The organism is Streptomyces bambusae, assembly GCF_020532645.1.
GTDB classification, from domain to species: domain Bacteria; phylum Actinomycetota; class Actinomycetes; order Streptomycetales; family Streptomycetaceae; genus Streptomyces; species Streptomyces bambusae.
Window position 1 is genome coordinate 67,319 of the sequence record NZ_JAJAUZ010000024.1, and the last position, 15,923, is coordinate 83,241.

Sequence of the window (15,923 nt, forward strand, 5' to 3'; positions counted from 1 at the left end):
AGCCCCGCAGGGATGCGGAAGGGCCCCGCTCTCCTCTCGGAGAGCGGGGCCCTTCGTGCGACCACGGCCGCGTTACGCCGAAGACGGCGGATACAGCTGGGGCGGCAGCTTGGCGGCAGCCGCCCGGTCAAGGAGCCACAGGGTCCGGTTGCGCCCGTACGCACCGGCGGCAGGGGCCTGGATCTCCCCGGCCCCGCCGAGGGCGATCGCCACCGCCCCCGCCTTGTCCTCACCGGCCGCGAGCAGCCACACCTCGCGCGCCGCCCGGATCGCCGGCAGGGTCAGGGAGATCCGCGTGGGCGGCGGCTTGGGCGCACCGTGCACGCCGACCACCGTCCGCTCGGTCTCCCGCACCCCCGGGTGCCCGGGGAAGAGCGAGGCCACGTGGGTGTCCGGCCCGACGCCCAGCATCAGCACGTCGAACCGCGGCACGGGCCCGTGGTCCTCCGGCCCCGCCGCGGCCGCCAGCTCCTCCGCGTACGCGGCCGCAGCCGCATCCGCATCGGCCCCGTGCGGCCCGTCCAGCGCCGGCATGACGTGCACCCGCGCCGGATCCACCGGCACCGCGTCGAGCAGCGCCGCCCGGGCCTGGGTGTGGTTGCGCTCGGGGTCGTCGGCGGCCAGGTACCGCTCGTCGCCCCACCACAGGTCCAGCCGGGCCCAGTCCACGGCGTCCCGGGCCGGCGCCGCGGCGAGGGCCGCGAGCAGCCCGTTGCCGTTGCGCCCGCCCGTCAGGACGACCGAGGCCGAACCGCGGGCCGCCTGGGCGTCCACGATCTTCGTGATCAGCCGGGCCGCGGCGGCCTGCGCCATCAGGTCCTTGTCCCGGTGGACCACGACCTGCGGGGTCGTCATGCTCACTTGGACACCGCCTTCTTGGACGCCGCCCTGGCCGCCTTGCGGGCCGGCGCCGCCGGCTTCGCCGCGTCCTCGGCAGCCGCCTCGGACGACGCCGCGTCCGAGGAGTCCGCGTCCTCGGCAGCCGCCTCCGCAGCAGTCGCCTCCTCGGCAGCCGCACCGGAAGCAGCCGGCGCGGCCGCAGCCGTCGCCTGCCGCGCCTGCGCGGCCAGCCGCTCCACGCCGAACTTCACCGAAGCCTCGTACGTGTTGTCCGGGTCCAGCCGCCGCAGCTCCTCCGCGAGCAGCTCCGCGGTGTCCCGGCGCTTGAGCGCCACCGCCCGGTCCGGCTGCCCCGGCATGGACAGGTTGGCCAGCAGGCCGTCCGCCCGGTCCAGGACCACCGCGCCGTCCGCCGTCTCCAGCCGCACCGCCGTGAGCCCGGGCCCCTGCGAACGGCTCCGGTGCACCGGCACCTGGAGCCGGTCCGCCAGCCACATGGCCAGCAGCTCGCAGCTCGGGTTCTCGTCCTCGCCCTCGACGACCGCCGAGGTGACCTGCACGGCCTGCTGGTCCAGGGCCGCCGCGAGCATCGAGCGCCACGGCGTGATCCGGGTCCAGGACAGGTCCGTGTCGCCCGGCGCGTACGCGGCCGCCCGCGCGGAGAGCTCCCCTATGGGGTCCTCGGCCGCGTAGGTGTCCGTGATGCGCCGCTGCCCCAGGGCGCCCAGCGGGTCGCCCGCCAGGTCCGACGGCGAGGCCTCCGGCCACCAGACCACCACCGGGGCGTCCGGCAGCAGCAGCGGCAGCACGACGGACTGGGCGTGGTCGACCAGCTCGCCGTGCAGCCGCAGGACGACCGTCTCCCCGGTGCCCGAGTCGGAGCCGACCCGCACCTCCGCGTCGAGACGCGCGTCGCGCCGGCTGCGCGGCGTACGGCTCACCCGCTTGATCACGACGATGATCCGCGACGGGTGCTCGTGAGAGGCGTCGTTCGCCGACTTGAGGGCGTCGTACGCGTTCTCCTCGTCGGTGACGATCACCAGCGTGAGCACCATGCCGATGGCCGGGGTGCCGATGTCCCGGCGGGCCTGCACCAGGGCATTGTTGATCTTGCTGGAGGTGGTCTCGGTGAGGTCGATCTTCATGGCCGGCGCCAGCTCCGTCCGTCTCGTGAGAGCATCTCGTCCGCCTCGACCGGCCCCCACGTGCCCGCCGGGTACTGCGCCGGCTTGCCGTGCTCGTCCCAGTACTTCTCGATCGGGTCGAGGATGTTCCAGGACAGCTCGACCTCCTGGTGGCGCGGGAACAGGTTCGCGTCGCCGAGGAGCACGTCGAGGATGAGCCGCTCGTAGGCCTCCGGGCTGGACTCCGTGAACGACTCGCCGTACGCGAAGTCCATCGTCACGTCGCGCACCTCCATCGAGGTGCCCGGGACCTTGGAGCCGAAGCGCACCGTGATGCCCTCGTCCGGCTGCACCCGGATGACCAGGGCGTTCTGCCCCAGCTCCTCGGTGGCACCCGATTCGAACGGCAGGTACGGGGCGCGCTTGAAGATCACCGCGATCTCGGTGACCCGGCGGCCCAGCCTCTTGCCGGTGCGCAGGTAGAACGGGACGCCCGCCCAGCGCCGGTTGTTGATCTCCAGCCGGATCGCCGCGTAGGTGTCGGTCTTCGAGTTCGGGTCGATGCCGTCCTCTTCGAGGTACCCGACGACCTTCTCACCGCCCTGCCAGGCGCCCGAGTACTGGCCGCGCACGGTGTGCTTGCCCAGGTCCTCGGGGAGCTCGACGGCCGCGAGGACCTTGAGCTTCTCCGCCACCAGCGCCTTGGGGTGGAAGGAGCCGGGCTCCTCCATCGCGGTCAGCGCGAGCAGCTGGAGTAGGTGGTTCTGGATGACGTCGCGGGCCGCGCCGATGCCGTCGTAGTACCCGGCCCTGCCGCCGATGCCGATGTCCTCGGCCATCGTGATCTGCACGTGGTCCACGTAGGACCGGTTCCAGATCGGCTCGAACATCGTGTTGGCGAAGCGGAGCGCCAGGATGTTCTGGACGGTCTCCTTGCCGAGGTAGTGGTCGATCCGGAAGACCTCGTCGCGCGGGAAGACCTCGTGCACGATCTGGTTGAGCTCCTGAGCGCTCTCCAGGTTGTGCCCGAACGGCTTCTCGATGACCGCGCGCCGCCAGGACCCCGCCTTCTCGGCCAGCCCGTGCTTCTTGAGCTGCTGGACGACCTGCGGGAAGAACTTCGGGGGCACCGACAGGTAGAAGGCGAAGTTGCCGCCCGTTCCCTGCTGCTTGTCGAGCTCCTCGATCGTGGCCTTCAGCGTCTCGAAGGCGGTGTCGTCGTCGAAGTCGCCCTGGACGAACCGGCAGCCCTGCACGAGCTGCTGCCAGACCTCCTCCCGGAACGGCGTACGGGAGTGCTGCTTGACGGCCTCGTACACCTCCTGGGCGAAGTCCTCGTGCTCCCATTCGCGGCGGGCGAAGCCGATGAGCGAGAAGCCCGGCGGCAGCAGGCCGCGGTTGGCCAGGTCGTAGACGGCCGGCATCAGCTTCTTGCGCGAGAGGTCGCCCGTAACGCCGAAAATGACCAGGCCGGACGGCCCCGCGATCCGCGGGAGCCGCCGGTCCTGTGCGTCACGAAGCGGGTTCGCTCCGTTTACAGACAAGGTGTTCAGGCCTCCGTGGGGGCGAGCCGCGACAGCTCCGCCTCGGTCGACTTCAGCAGGTCGTTCCAGGACGCCTCGAACTTCTCGACGCCCTCGTCCTCGAGCAGCTGAACGACATCGTCGTACGAGATGCCCAGCTTCGCGACCGCGTCCAGCTCGGCGCGGGCCTGCTTGTAGGTGCCGCGGACCGTGTCACCGGTGACCTCGCCGTGGTCGGCGGTGGCCTCCAGGGTGCCCTCCGGCATGGTGTTGACCGTGCCCGGGGCGACCAGGTCCACCACGTACAGGGTGTCCTTGTACGCGGGGTCCTTGACGCCGGTGGAGGCCCACAGCGGACGCTGCTTGTTGGCCTGCGCCTTGTCCAGCGCCGCCCACCGCTCGCTGCCGAAGACCTCTTCGTAGGCCTCGTAGGCCAGACGGGCGTTCGCGAGCGCCGCCTTGCCCTTGAGGGCCTTCGCCTCGTCGGTGCCGATGCCGTCGAGGCGCTTGTCGATCTCGGAGTCCACGCGGGACACGAAGAAGGACGCGACCGAGTGGATCTTCGAGAGGTCCAGGCCGGCGGCCTTGGCCTTCTCCAGGCCCGCCAGGTAGGCGTCCATGACCTCGCGGTAGCGCTCCAGCGAGAAGATCAGCGTGACGTTGACGCTGATGCCCTTGCCGATGACCTCGGTGATCGCCGGCAGGCCGGCCTTGGTCGCCGGGATCTTGATGAGCGTGTTCGGGCGGTCCACCAGCCAGGCCAGCTGCTTGGCCTCCGCGATGGTCGCCGGGGTGTCGTGCGCCAGCCGGGGGTCCACCTCGATGGAGACCCGGCCGTCCTGGCCGTCCGTCGCGTCGAAGACCGGGCGCAGGATGTCGGCGGCGTCGCGGACGTCCGCCGTCGTGATCATGCGGATGGCCTCGTCCACGGTGACCTTGCGGGCCGCCAGGTCGGCGAGCTGCGGGCCGTAGCCCTCGCCGCCGCTGATCGCCTTCTGGAAGATCGCCGGGTTGGTGGTCACACCGACCACGTGCTGCTGGTCGATCAGCTCGGCGAGGTTGCCCGAGGTGATCCGCTTGCGGGACAGGTCGTCCAGCCAGATCGCCACGCCCTCGTCGGAGAGGCGCTTGAGTGCGTCTGTCATGAGAATTGCATCTCCTACTAGTTCCTGGTGCCGGGGTCAGCGCGCGGCTGCGAGGGATTCCTTGGCCGCGGCGGTGACGGCCTCGGCGGTGAAGCCGAACTCCCGGAACAGCACCTTCGCGTCCGCGGAGGCGCCGAAGTGCTCCAGCGACACGATCCGGCCCGCGTCGCCCACGTAACGGTGCCAGGTCAGGCCGATGCCGGCCTCGACCGCCACCCGCGCCTTGACCGACGGCGGCAGCACGCTGTCCTTGTACGCCTGGTCCTGCTCCTCGAACCACTCGACGGAGGGCATCGAGACCACGCGGGCGGGCACGCCCTCGGCCTGCAGCGCCTCGCGCGCGGCGACGGCGAGCTGGACCTCGGAGCCGGTGCCGATGAGCACGACCTCGGCCGGGCCGCCCTCGGCCTCGAACAGCACGTAGCCGCCCTTGGCCGCGTCCTCGTTGCGCTCGTACGTCGGCACGCCCTGGCGGGTGAGGGCCAGGCCGTGCGGGGCGCCCTTGCCGAACACCTTGGTGTGGCGGCGCAGGATCTCGCGCCAGGCGACGGCGGTCTCGTTCGCGTCGGCCGGGCGGACCACGTTCAGGCCCGGGATGGCGCGCAGCGAGGCCAGGTGCTCGACCGGCTGGTGGGTCGGGCCGTCCTCGCCGAGGCCGATGGAGTCGTGCGTCCACACGTACGTCACCGGCAGGTGCATCAGCGCGGACAGCCGCACGGCGTTGCGCATGTAGTCGGAGAACACCAGGAAGGTGCCGCCGTAGATGCGGGTGTGGCCGTGCAGCGCGATGCCGTTCATGGCCGCGGCCATGGCGTGCTCGCGGATGCCGAAGTGGATGGTGCGGCCGTACGGGTCGGCCTCCGGCAGCGGGTTGCCCACCGGCAGGAACGAGCTGTTCTTGTCGATGGTCGTGTTGTTGGAGCCGGCCAGGTCGGCCGAGCCGCCCCACAGCTCCGGGATGACCGCGCCGAGGGCGGCGAGCACCTTGCCGGAGGCGGCGCGGGTGGCGACACCGGTGCCGGGCTCGAAGACGGGGAGCTTCTCCTCCCAGCCCTCGGGCAGCTCGTTGGCCTGGATGCGGTCGAACGCGGCGGCGCGCTCCGGGTTGGCGGTGCGCCAGGCCGAGAAGTCCTTCTCCCACTCGGCCTTGGCATCGCGGCCGCGGTCCAGGGCCTTGCGGGTGTGGGCGATGACCTCGTCGGAGACCTCGAAGGTCTGCTCCGGGTCGAAGCCCAGGACCCGCTTGGTGGCCGCGACCTCGTCGTCGCCGAGGGCGGAGCCGTGCGAGGCCTCGGTGCCCTGCGCGTGCGGCGCGGGCCAGGCGATGATCGAACGGGCCGCGATGAACGACGGGCGCTCGGTCTCGGCCTTCGCCGCGGCCAGGGCCGCGTACAGGGCCTTCGGGTCGAGGTCGCCGTTGGGCTGCTGGGCGACGCGCTGGACGTGCCAGCCGTACGCCTCGAAGCGCGCGATCGTGTCCTCGGAGACGGCGGTCTCGGTGTCGCCCTCGATGGAGATGTGGTTGTCGTCCCACAGGAGCACGAGGTTGCCGAGCTTCTGGTGGCCGGCCAGGGAGGAGGCCTCGGCCGAGATGCCCTCCTGGAGGCAGCCGTCACCGGCGATCGCGTAGACCATGTGGTCGAACGGGGAGGTGCCCGGGGCGGCCTCCGGGTCGAACAGACCGCGCTCGTAGCGGGCGGCCATCGCCATGCCCACCGCGTTCGCCACGCCCTGGCCCAGCGGGCCGGTGGTGGTCTCGACGCCGGCGGTGTGCCCGTACTCCGGGTGGCCGGGGGTCTTGGAACCCCAGGTGCGGAACGCCTTCAGGTCGTCCAGCTCCAGCCCGAACCCGGCCAGGTACAGCTGGGTGTAGAGCGTGAGGGACGAGTGGCCCGCGGAGAGCACGAAACGGTCGCGGCCGACCCACTCGGGGTCGGCCGGGTCGTGCCGCATCACCTTCTGGAAGAGGGTGTACGCGGCGGGGGCCAGGCTCATCGCCGTGCCGGGGTGGCCGTTTCCGACCTTCTGGACCGCGTCCGCGGCCAGGATGCGGGCGGTGTCAACGGCCCGCTGGTCCAGTTCGGTCCACTCGAGCTCTGTGGTGGTCGGCTTGCTGCTCACCGTGGGTCAGGGCTCCTCTCCAGATGTCTGAGGCCGGTGACGAGGGGGACACCGGCTGCGATTCCGAGCCTACCCCCGCCACGGCGTGCAGCTATTCGAGTGCTCGGCGCCGTCGCGTCCGGATATCGGTGCCGTGGTTACGGCGCTCGGCCCAACACGACCCGACCCCCGCGCAGGGCGGTGTCAGGGCAACGTCTACAGTGGCGTGGTACGCGCAAGTCTTTACGGGGCATTCACGCCCGAAAGCTTGCTGGGAGTCTCTGTCAGGGGTGTGCGTGACGGCCGTCGAATCCCGTCCAGCGGGGGTGCTCGGGACGAGCCCCGGTCACCGTCCGTTCGGGGCCAGGATCATGGCTTTCGTGGCTTTGACCAAGCCGCGGATCATCGAACTTCTGCTGATCACCACAGTGCCGGTCATGTTCCTGGCAGAGCAGGGCGTGCCCTCGCTGTGGCTGGTGCTGGCGACCTGTCTGGGCGGCTATCTGTCCGCGGGCGGCGCCAATGCGCTCAACATGTACATCGACCGCGACATCGACGCGCTGATGGACCGCACCTCGCAGCGCCCGCTGGTCACCGGCATGGTGACCCCGCGCGAGGCGCTGGTCTTCGGCATCACGCTCGGCGTGGTCTCGACGCTGTGGTTCGGACTGCTCGTCAACTGGCTGTCCGCCGCACTCGCCCTCGGGGCGCTCCTCTTCTACGTCGTGGTCTACACGATGCTGCTGAAGCGGCGCACCGCGCAGAACATCGTGTGGGGCGGCATCGCCGGCTGCATGCCGGTGCTGATCGGCTGGTCCTCGGTCAAGAACGAGGTCTCCTGGGCCGCCGTCATCCTCTTCCTCGTCATCTTCTTCTGGACGCCGCCGCACTACTGGCCGCTGTCCATGAAGGTGAAGGAGGACTACGCGCGGGTCGGCGTGCCGATGCTGCCGGTGGTGGCGGGCAACCGCGCCGTGGCCCGGCAGATCGTCCTCTACAGCTGGGTGATGGTCGCCGTCTCGCTGCTGCTCACCCCGCTCGGCTACACGGGCTGGTTCTACACCGCGGTCGCGCTGGTGTCGGGCGGCTGGTGGCTGTGGGAGGCGCACGCGCTGCAGGCGCGCGCCAAGGCCGGGGTCACGGGCGCGAAGCTCAAGGAGATGCGCCTGTTCCACTGGTCGATCACCTATGTGTCGCTGCTCTTCGTGGCGGTGGCCGTGGATCCCTTCCTCCGCTGATTACTCGCCGGTAGCATGCCAGTCATGGCAGACACCAAGCAGGAGCGCACCGCGGCCAAGCTGGCCAAGCAGATCGGCGCCTTCGCCAAGGAGCACGGCGGCGCCGAGGGGCAGCTCGCGTACATCGGACAGATGGGCACCCGGATCGTCCTCGTCGGCGAGGACGGCGGCTGGGGCGACCTGGTCGCCCCCACCCACGCCGTGGCCCGGCAGGCCGCCGAGAAGGCCGGTCTCACCCTCCACGAGGAGTTCGACGGGGACTTCGCCGCCAAGGTGAAGACGGGCCCGTACGAGTGGAAGCGGATGGCCGGCCTGCAGCTCGGCGGCGGCAAGTAGCGGGGATCCGGCCGGCGGCCGCGGCAGGGGGCAGGGCTCGGGCACCAGCACGAGCAACACCTGCCACCCGGCTCACCCGTTAGGACGTCTGGAAGCACGTCCTGCCGGACCCGTCCGGAGGGACCCCGACGTCCCCCGCGGGAAAGCCGGATGATCGACACGCCGTCCCTGGTGGACCAGTACTGCCACGGGGTGCTCCGTACGGAGCCGGGCCTCGGCACCTTCGAGGCCCACCTGGCCCGGGCCGCCGGCCCGGCCGCCCCGGGCACCACCTTCTTCGACACCCAGACCGGCTTCGCCGTCCGGCGCTGGTGCCCGCCGCTGCTCGGCCTGGAGCCGCACTGCCCGCCCGCCCGGTACCTGGCCCGGCGGCGCGAACTGGGCGTGCTGGAAGCAGAGCGGCGGCTGCTGCGCGGATCCGGCATCGCCACCTATCTGGTGGACACCGGGCTGCCGGGGGACCTGACCGGTCCCCGCGAACTGGCCGCGGCCGGCAGCGCCGAGGCCCACGAGATCGTCCGCCTCGAACTCCTCGCCGAACAGGTCGCCGACACCTCGGGCACCGCCGGCGCGTTCCTCGCCAACCTCGACGAGGCCGTCCACACGGCCGCCCGCGGCGCCGTCGCCTTCACCTCGGTCACGGGCGCCGGCAGCACGCTCGCCTTCGCCCCCGAACCGCCCGGCCCGGCCGAGGTGCGCGCGGCGGCCGGCCGCTGGCTGGCCCACCGCCCCAAGGGCGGCCCGGTGCGCGACCCGGTGATCCTGCGGCACCTGCTGTGGAGCGCCGTGGGGGCCGGGCTGCCGCTCCAGCTGCACGCCGGCACCGGCGATCCGCACCGCCGGATCGACCGTACGGACCCCACCCTGCTCACCGACTTCGTACGGGCCACCGCCGGGCTCGGCACCGACCTGGTGCTGCTGCACGGCTACCCGTACCACCGGCACGCCGCGCATCTGGCGGGCGCGTTCCCACATGTGTACGCGGACCTCGGGCCGGCCCTCGCCCACACCGGGGCCCGGGCCGCGGAAGTGCTCGCGGAGCTGCTGGAGCTGGCCCCGTTCGGCAAGCTGCTGTTCTCCAGCGGCGCCGGCCGGCTGCCCGAACTGCACGTGGTGGGTGCCCTGGTGTTCCGCGAGGCGATGGCCAAGGTCCTCGGCGGCTGGGTCGCCGACGGTGCCTGGTCGCTGCGGGACGCCGACCGGGTCGCCGGGATGATCGCGGCGGGCAACGCCCGGCGCGTCTACCGGCTGCCGGCCTGAGGCCGGCAGCCGGGGACGGGTCCGTCCGTCAGACCCGGCTCAGTTCCGGGTCGCCCTGCGCCGGGATGCCGGCGGTGGCCACCGGCCGCTCCCGCAGGCTCAGCGCCATCCGGACGACGGCGATCCACACCAGGCAGGAGCCGAGCATGTGGGCCGCGACGAGCAGCTCGGGAAGCTCGGTGAAGAACTGCACGTAGCCGATGCCGCCCTGCGCCACCAGCACGACCAGCAGGTCGCGGGCCCGGGCCCGGGTGTCGTCGGGGGCGTCCACCACCCGCAGCACCAGCCACATCGCCAGCGCCAGCGCACACACCAGCCAGGCGGCGATCGCGTGCACGTGCGCGACGCCCTCCCAGTCGAACGGCATCCGCGGCACCTCGCTGCTGTCACCCGCGTGCGGACCCGAACCGGTCACCACGGTGCCCGCGGCGATCAGCACGAAGGTGGTGCCCAGCAGCGCCCACGACAGCTTCCGGACCGGCCGCGGCACCCGCGGGCGCGCCGGCGTGTCCCCCTCGCGGGTGCGCTGCCAGGTCACCGTCGTCACCGTGATGAGCGAGGTAGCGAGCAGGAAGTGGCCCGCCACGCTGTACGGGTTGAGGCCGGTCCACACGGTGATGCCGCCGAGCACGGCGTTGGCCATCACGACGAAGAACTGGACCCAGCCCAGCCGGGTCAGCTCCCGCCGCCACGGCTTCGTCGACCGGGCCGCGATGATCGCCCAGCCGACCGCCGCGCACAGCACGTACGTCAGCATCCGGTTGCCGAACTCGATCGCGCCGTGGAAGCCCTGGGCGGGCGTCGCGAACAGGCTGTCGTCGGTGCACTTGGGCCAGGTGTCACAGCCCAGACCGGACCCGGTCAGCCGCACCGCCCCGCCCGTGACGACGATGACCACGCTCATGACGACGGCGGAGAGCGCGGCCCGCCGGAGCGTCCGGGGTGTGGGCGTCCAGCGCTGCGCGATGTATGCGAGGGGGTTCAACACGGGCCCTATCGTAGGCCGCCACTTGTGCAAACTTTCACGAGGGGGTGGGGTCGGTTCCGCTCCCGGGCGCGTACATCAGCCGGAAGCGGGAACCCGCCGGATCGCCCTCCTCGTGCCACCAGACGTGGATCCGCCAGTGCGCGGCCGGCCCCGGATGGTCCGCCGAGGCGCCGAACTCCCGGACCAGTTCCGCCCCGACGTCCTGCGCGGTCCGGTCCGCCACCTCGGCCGCGCTGTGCCACGGATGCCCCTGTACGGCCCACAGCCCGCCGGGTTCACGGACGTCGACGCGCCACACGGCCCGCCACGGACGGGTGCGCAGGAACTCCGCAACCGTGTCCGCATCGAGATGCAGCCGGGCCGCGATCTCCGCCGCTGGCACGCCCTGGATGCGGGCCGCGACCGCCGCCTGCGGCAGCAGCCGGCCGGGCAGCAGCCCGTCCGCGCGCAGCCGGGCGAGGCTGTCGAACGAGAGGTAGCGCAGCCGCAGCTCCAGCTGCCGGGCCAGGTGGGCGAGGGCCTCACCGGCCTCCTCCGCCGTCTCCGCGGCCTCGTCGGACCCGTCGGACCCCTCCGCGGCGGGGGTGGCGAGCAGCTCGCGGAAGTCGTTCTCGGCGGCCACCGCCCAGGCCACCGCGTCGTGCGCGAAGCCCAGCTCGGCGAGCCGGTCGGCGAGGAACACCGTCGCCTGGGCCAGCCCGCGCCGGTTGACCGGGTCCGTACCGTCCAGCCCCAGCCACACCTCGACGGCGGCGCGGGTCTGGTCGCGGGCGCGCTCGCCGGCCGCCCGCTCCATCGGGTCCGGCCCCTCCTCGCCGCTCGGACCCAGCGGGTACCGCGGCAGCCGCCGCCCGTCGCTGAGCGGCCAGGCCAGCCACACCCCGTGGTTGATCAGCCCGCGCGCGTACCAGCGGGCGTACTCGGGGGAGTGCGGGGCCGCCTGCCGGGCATGGGCCAGCGCCTCCTCGATCGCGGCCAGCGCACCGGGCCGGTCACCCCCGGCGAACCGGCGCGCGGCCAGGTCGCCCAGCCGCAGCCCCAGGCGCGCCGCGCACTCCGGATCGGCGCCGGGCGCCTGCCCGGCCGCCCGGCGCAGCGCCGTGATCAGCTCGTCCAGCAGCCGGGCCTGCTCGGCCGGCTCGGCGTATGCCGCTCCCGACCTGATGCGCGCCCACTGCTCGTCCAGCCGCAGCGCGGTCTCCCGCTGCGCCATGGCTCCCCCTCGTCCCACTGGTCCGCCGGCCGCCCCGGGCCGGTGCGGCGCCCCAGGTTACGGACGAGTACATAGTGGCGGGAAGGTCATTCCCAGCGGAAGAGCCGGGCGGCCGCGCCCAGGCCCAGGACCGCCCAGGCGGCCAGGACGCCCAGGTCGCCCCAGGGCAGTCCGGCGCCGTGCTGGAGCACGTCCCTCAGCCCGCCGGAGAGCGCCGAGATCGGCAGCAGGCCCAGGACGGTCTGCGCGCCCTCGGGGAACTTGTCCAGGGGCACGATCACCCCGCCGCCGACCAGCAGCAGCAGGAACACCAGGTTGGCGGCGGCCAGCGTGACCTCCGCCTTCAGGGTGCCCGCCATCAGCAGGCCCAGCCCCGAGAAGGCGGCCGTGCCCAGCAGGACCAGCGCCGCCACCGGCAGCGGGCCGCCCTGCGGGGACCAGCCGAGCCCGAACGCGATCGCCGTCAGCAGGGCGATCTGCAGCACCTCGGTGACGAGCACCGACAGGGTCTTCGCGGCCATCAGCGCCCACCGCGGCAGCGGCGAGGCGCCGAGCCGCTTGAGCACGCCGTAGCGGCGGTCGAAGCCGGTGGCGATGGCCTGCCCGGTGAAGGCGGTCGACATCACGGCCAGCGCGAGGACGCCGGGGGCGAGGAAGTCCACCGGCCGCCCGGCGCCGGTGTCGACGACGTCCACGGACGAGAACAGGACCAGCAGCAGCGCCGGGATGACCACGGTCAGCAGCAGCTGCTCGCCGTTGCGCAGCAGCATCCGGGTCTCCAGCGCGGTCTGCGCGGCGATCATCCGGGACACCGGAGCGGCCCCCGGGCGGGGGGTGAACGTACCGGCGGTCATCCGCGCAGCTCCTTGCCCGTGAGTTCGAGGAAGACGTCTTCCAGGGTGTGCCGGCCGACCGACAGGCCGTCCGGCAGGACGCCGTTCTGGGCGCACCAGGAGGTGACGGTGGCCAGCAGCTGGGGGTCGACGCCGCCGGTGACCCGGTAGCTGCCCGGGCTGGTCTCGGCGGCCTCGGTCCCGTCGGGCAGCGCCTTGAGCAGGGAGGCGAGGTCGAGGGCGGGGCGGCCGGTGAAGCGCAGGGTGTTCTCGGCGCCGCCGCGGCACAGGGCCTCCGGGGTGCCGTGGGCGACGACCCGGCCGGCGTCGACGATGGCGACCTCGTCGGCGAGCTGCTCGGCCTCGTCCATGTGGTGGGTGGTGAGCACCACGGCCACCCCGTCGGCGCGCAGCTCGCGCACCAGTTCCCAGGTGGCGCGGCGGGCCTGCGGGTCGAGGCCGGCCGTCGGCTCGTCGAGGAAGACCAGTTCGGGGCGGCCCACCACGGCCATGGCGAGCGCGAGGCGCTGCTGCTGGCCGCCGGACAGCCGGCGGTACGGGGTGCGGCCGCAGCTGCCGAGGCCGAGCCGCTCGACGAGCGGGGCCACCGGGAGCGGGTGCGCGGACAGCTTGGCCATGTGGGTGAGCATCTCGACGGCCCGGGCGCCGGAGTGGACCCCGCCGGACTGGAGCATCACGCCGATCCGCGGCCGCAGGGCCCGGGCCTGGGCGACGGGGTCGAGGCCGAGGACGCGTACGGTGCCGGCGTCGGGGCGGCGGTAGCCCTCGGCGCACTCGACCGTGGTGGTCTTGCCCGCACCGTTGGGACCGAGCACCGCGGTCACCGCCGCAGCCGGGACCGTGAGGTCCAGCCCGTCCACCGCGGTCTTGGTGCCGTACCGCTTCACCAGTCCGCGGATCTCCACGGCGGGGTCGTTGCTCATGCGGGGGAGTCTACGGAGCGCAGCGGGGGTGCCGGGGCCCGGGGTGAAGGGGTTCCGGTCACCCCGAAAAAACCGGAATGGCTCTTTCCAAATAACCCTCCGTAGACAAATTAGGTAACCCTTAGTGATAGAGGCCACCCGGAGTGGCTTCGGTCACGGCTTGTCGGGGCTCGCTTAATTACGCAACAATGGTGTTGTGAAAAACGGCGAACGGATGATCGAGACCCCCCAGGGGGAGCTCGCGACCGGAGAGCGGTCAACCCGCAACCGGGTCGCGCGGTCGATCCTGGACCACGGTCCGTCCACCGTCGCCGACCTCGCCCAGCGCCTCGGCCTCACCCAGGCCGCCGTCCGCCGCCACCTCGACACGCTCGTGGCCGACGACGTGGTCGCAGCCCGCGAGCAGCGCGTGTACGGCGCGCGCACCCGCGGCCGGCCCGCGAAGGTCTTCGCGCTCACCGACTGCGGCCGGGACGCCTTCGACCAGTCCTACGACTCGCTGGCCGTGGACGCCATGCGCTGGATCGCGCAGGCGGCCGGCGGCGGGGAACAGGGCGAGGCGGCCGTCTCCGCCTTCGCCCGCGCCCGCCTGGCGGTCCAGGCCGAGACCTACCGGCAGGCCATGGACGCCGCCGGACCCGACGGTCGTACGGAGGCCCTGGCCAGGGCATTGACCGCCGACGGGTACGCTGCTACGGCGAAGAGCGCTCCCGGTCCGCGCAGCGGTGAACAGCTCTGCCAGCACCACTGCCCGGTGGCCCACGCCGCCGAGCAGTTCCCGCAGCTCTGCGAGGCGGAGACCGAGGTCTTCTCCCGCCTGCTCGGGACGCACGTACAGCGTCTCGCCACGATCGCCCACGGCGACGGAGTGTGCACCACGTTCATTCCGCGAAGCGCCGCACAGACCACTTCATCAACATCTGCACGCACGGCCGGGAGGAACCCCGCATGACCACGGAGATCGCTCACCCTGAGCTCGAGGGCCTGGGTAAGTACGAGTACGGCTGGGCCGACTCCGACGCGGCCGGTGCCGCTGCCAAGCGGGGTCTGAACGAGGACGTCGTCCGCGACATCTCGGCCAAGAAGAACGAGCCCGAGTGGATGCTGAACCTGCGTCTCAAGGGTCTTCGTCTCTTCGGCAAGAAGCCCATGCCGACCTGGGGCTCCGACCTCTCCGGCATCGACTTCGACAACATCAAGTACTTCGTGCGTTCCACCGAGAAGCAGGCCGAGTCCTGGGAGGACCTGCCGGAGGACATCAAGAACACGTACGACAAGCTCGGCATCCCGGAGGCGGAGAAGCAGCGCCTCGTCGCCGGTGTCGCGGCCCAGTACGAGTCCGAGGTCGTCTACCACCAGATCCGCGAGGACCTGGAGGAACAGGGCGTCATCTTCGTCGACACCGACACCGCGCTGAAGGAGCACGAGGAGCTCTTCAAGGAGTACTTCGGCACCGTCATCCCGGTCGGCGACAACAAGTTCGCCTCGCTGAACACCGCCGTGTGGTCGGGCGGCTCCTTCATCTACGTGCCCAAGGGTGTGCAGGTCGAGATCCCGCTCCAGGCCTACTTCCGCATCAACACGGAGAACATGGGCCAGTTCGAGCGGACGCTGATCATCGTCGACGAGGACGCCTACGTCCACTACGTCGAGGGCTGCACCGCCCCGATCTACTCCTCGGACTCGCTGCACAGCGCCGTCGTCGAGATCATCGTCAAGAAGGGCGGCCGCTGCCGCTACACGACGATCCAGAACTGGTCGAACAACGTCTACAACCTGGTCACCAAGCGCGCCGTGGCGTACGAGGGCGCGACCATGGAGTGGATCGACGGCAACATCGGGTCCAAGGTCACCATGAAGTACCCGGCCGTCTACCTGATGGGCGAGCACGCCAAGGGCGAGACCCTCTCCATCGCCTTCGCCGGCGAGGGCCAGCACCAGGACGCCGGCTCCAAGATGGTCCACATGGCGCCGAACACCTCCTCGAACATCGTCTCCAAGTCGGTGGCGCGCGGCGGCGGCCGCACCTCGTACCGCGGCCTGGTCGAGATCGGCGAGGGCGCCGCGGGCTCGAAGAGCAACGTCCTCTGCGACGCGCTGCTCGTCGACACCATCTCCCGCTCGGACACCTACCCCTACGTCGACGTCCGCGAGGACGACGTGACGATGGGCCACGAGGCGACCGTCTCCAAGGTCTCCGACGACCAGCTCTTCTACCTCATGCAGCGCGGCCTGACCGAGTTCGAGGCCATGGCCATGATCGTGCGCGGCTTCGTGGAGCCGATCGCGAAGGAGCTGCCCATGGAGTACGCCCTGGAGCTCAACCGGCTGATCGAGCTGCAGATGGAGGGCTCCGTCGGCTGACGCCGGCCCGGACCT

General features: G+C 72.0%; 14 protein-coding genes. 5 read left to right on the top strand and 9 right to left on the bottom strand.

The window, feature by feature from the left end; genetic code table 11:
• Nucleotides 1-72: 72 nt before the first annotated feature.
• From pgl to tkt, 5 genes are read right to left on the bottom strand one after another with little or no spacing between them, the layout of a single operon-like run.
• Nucleotides 73-855 (bottom strand): 6-phosphogluconolactonase, encoded by a 783-nt coding sequence (pgl, locus tag LG634_RS18475; RefSeq protein ID WP_226735006.1) that lies wholly within the window; start codon nucleotides 853-855, stop codon nucleotides 73-75.
• Nucleotides 856-857: 2 nt separating this feature from the next.
• A complete protein-coding gene (gene opcA / locus LG634_RS18480; RefSeq protein ID WP_226734961.1) occupies nucleotides 858-1,985 on the bottom strand; it encodes a glucose-6-phosphate dehydrogenase assembly protein OpcA in 1,128 nt (375 codons plus the stop codon).
• Nucleotides 1,982-3,508: a glucose-6-phosphate dehydrogenase gene (gene zwf / locus LG634_RS18485; protein WP_226734962.1), complete on the bottom strand. Its 1,527-nt coding sequence runs from the start codon at nucleotides 3,506-3,508 to the stop codon at nucleotides 1,982-1,984. The genes opcA and zwf overlap by 4 nt, the downstream gene beginning before the upstream one ends.
• 5 nt (nucleotides 3,509-3,513) lie before the next feature.
• Nucleotides 3,514-4,632: a transaldolase gene (gene tal, locus LG634_RS18490; protein WP_226734963.1), complete on the bottom strand. Its 1,119-nt coding sequence runs from the start codon at nucleotides 4,630-4,632 to the stop codon at nucleotides 3,514-3,516.
• Between the two features lie 36 nt (nucleotides 4,633-4,668).
• Nucleotides 4,669-6,753 (bottom strand): transketolase, encoded by a 2,085-nt coding sequence (gene tkt / locus LG634_RS18495; RefSeq protein WP_226734964.1) that lies wholly within the window; start codon nucleotides 6,751-6,753, stop codon nucleotides 4,669-4,671.
• Nucleotides 6,754-7,028: 275 nt separating this feature from the next.
• Here tkt and LG634_RS18500 point away from each other — a divergent pair, with 275 nt between their 5' ends.
• The 3 genes from LG634_RS18500 (at nucleotide 7,029) to LG634_RS18510 (ending at nucleotide 9,566) form a co-directional block, all read left to right on the top strand.
• Nucleotides 7,029-7,970, top strand: coding sequence for a heme o synthase (locus LG634_RS18500; protein ID WP_226734965.1), 942 nt, complete (start codon nucleotides 7,029-7,031; stop codon nucleotides 7,968-7,970).
• Nucleotides 7,971-7,994: 24 nt separating this feature from the next.
• The gene (locus LG634_RS18505) at nucleotides 7,995-8,306 is read left to right on the top strand and encodes a hypothetical protein (RefSeq protein ID WP_226734966.1); all 312 of its coding nucleotides are present in this window, start codon (nucleotides 7,995-7,997) and stop codon (nucleotides 8,304-8,306) included.
• A 150-nt stretch (nucleotides 8,307-8,456) separates the two neighbouring features.
• Nucleotides 8,457-9,566 (top strand): amidohydrolase family protein, encoded by a 1,110-nt coding sequence (locus tag LG634_RS18510; RefSeq protein ID WP_226734967.1) that lies wholly within the window; start codon nucleotides 8,457-8,459, stop codon nucleotides 9,564-9,566.
• A 28-nt stretch (nucleotides 9,567-9,594) separates the two neighbouring features.
• Here LG634_RS18510 and LG634_RS18515 read toward each other — a convergent pair whose 3' ends face one another.
• From LG634_RS18515 to LG634_RS18530, 4 genes are all read right to left on the bottom strand, one after another.
• Entirely contained in the window at nucleotides 9,595-10,584 is a 990-nt protein-coding gene (locus tag LG634_RS18515; RefSeq protein ID WP_226734968.1) for a COX15/CtaA family protein, read from the bottom strand.
• A gap of 4 nt (nucleotides 10,585-10,588) precedes the next feature.
• The gene (locus LG634_RS18520) at nucleotides 10,589-11,767 is read right to left on the bottom strand and encodes a hypothetical protein (RefSeq protein ID WP_226734969.1); all 1,179 of its coding nucleotides are present in this window, start codon (nucleotides 11,765-11,767) and stop codon (nucleotides 10,589-10,591) included.
• A gap of 86 nt (nucleotides 11,768-11,853) precedes the next feature.
• Nucleotides 11,854-12,621, bottom strand: a complete 768-nt coding sequence (locus tag LG634_RS18525) for an ABC transporter permease (RefSeq protein ID WP_226734970.1) — start codon at nucleotides 12,619-12,621, stop codon at nucleotides 11,854-11,856.
• Nucleotides 12,618-13,544: an ABC transporter ATP-binding protein gene (locus LG634_RS18530; protein ID WP_226734971.1), complete on the bottom strand. Its 927-nt coding sequence runs from the start codon at nucleotides 13,542-13,544 to the stop codon at nucleotides 12,618-12,620. The genes LG634_RS18525 and LG634_RS18530 overlap by 4 nt, the downstream gene beginning before the upstream one ends.
• Before the next feature lie 214 nt (nucleotides 13,545-13,758).
• Between LG634_RS18530 and LG634_RS18535 the strand changes: the two genes are divergently transcribed.
• A complete protein-coding gene (locus tag LG634_RS18535; protein ID WP_226735007.1) occupies nucleotides 13,759-14,496 on the top strand; it encodes a helix-turn-helix transcriptional regulator in 738 nt (245 codons plus the stop codon).
• On the top strand, nucleotides 14,493-15,908 hold the full coding sequence (gene sufB, locus LG634_RS18540) for a Fe-S cluster assembly protein SufB (protein ID WP_226734972.1): 1,416 nt from the start codon (nucleotides 14,493-14,495) through the stop codon (nucleotides 15,906-15,908). Before LG634_RS18535 ends, sufB begins: the two co-directional genes overlap by 4 nt.
• The last annotated feature ends 15 nt before the right edge of the window (nucleotides 15,909-15,923 follow it).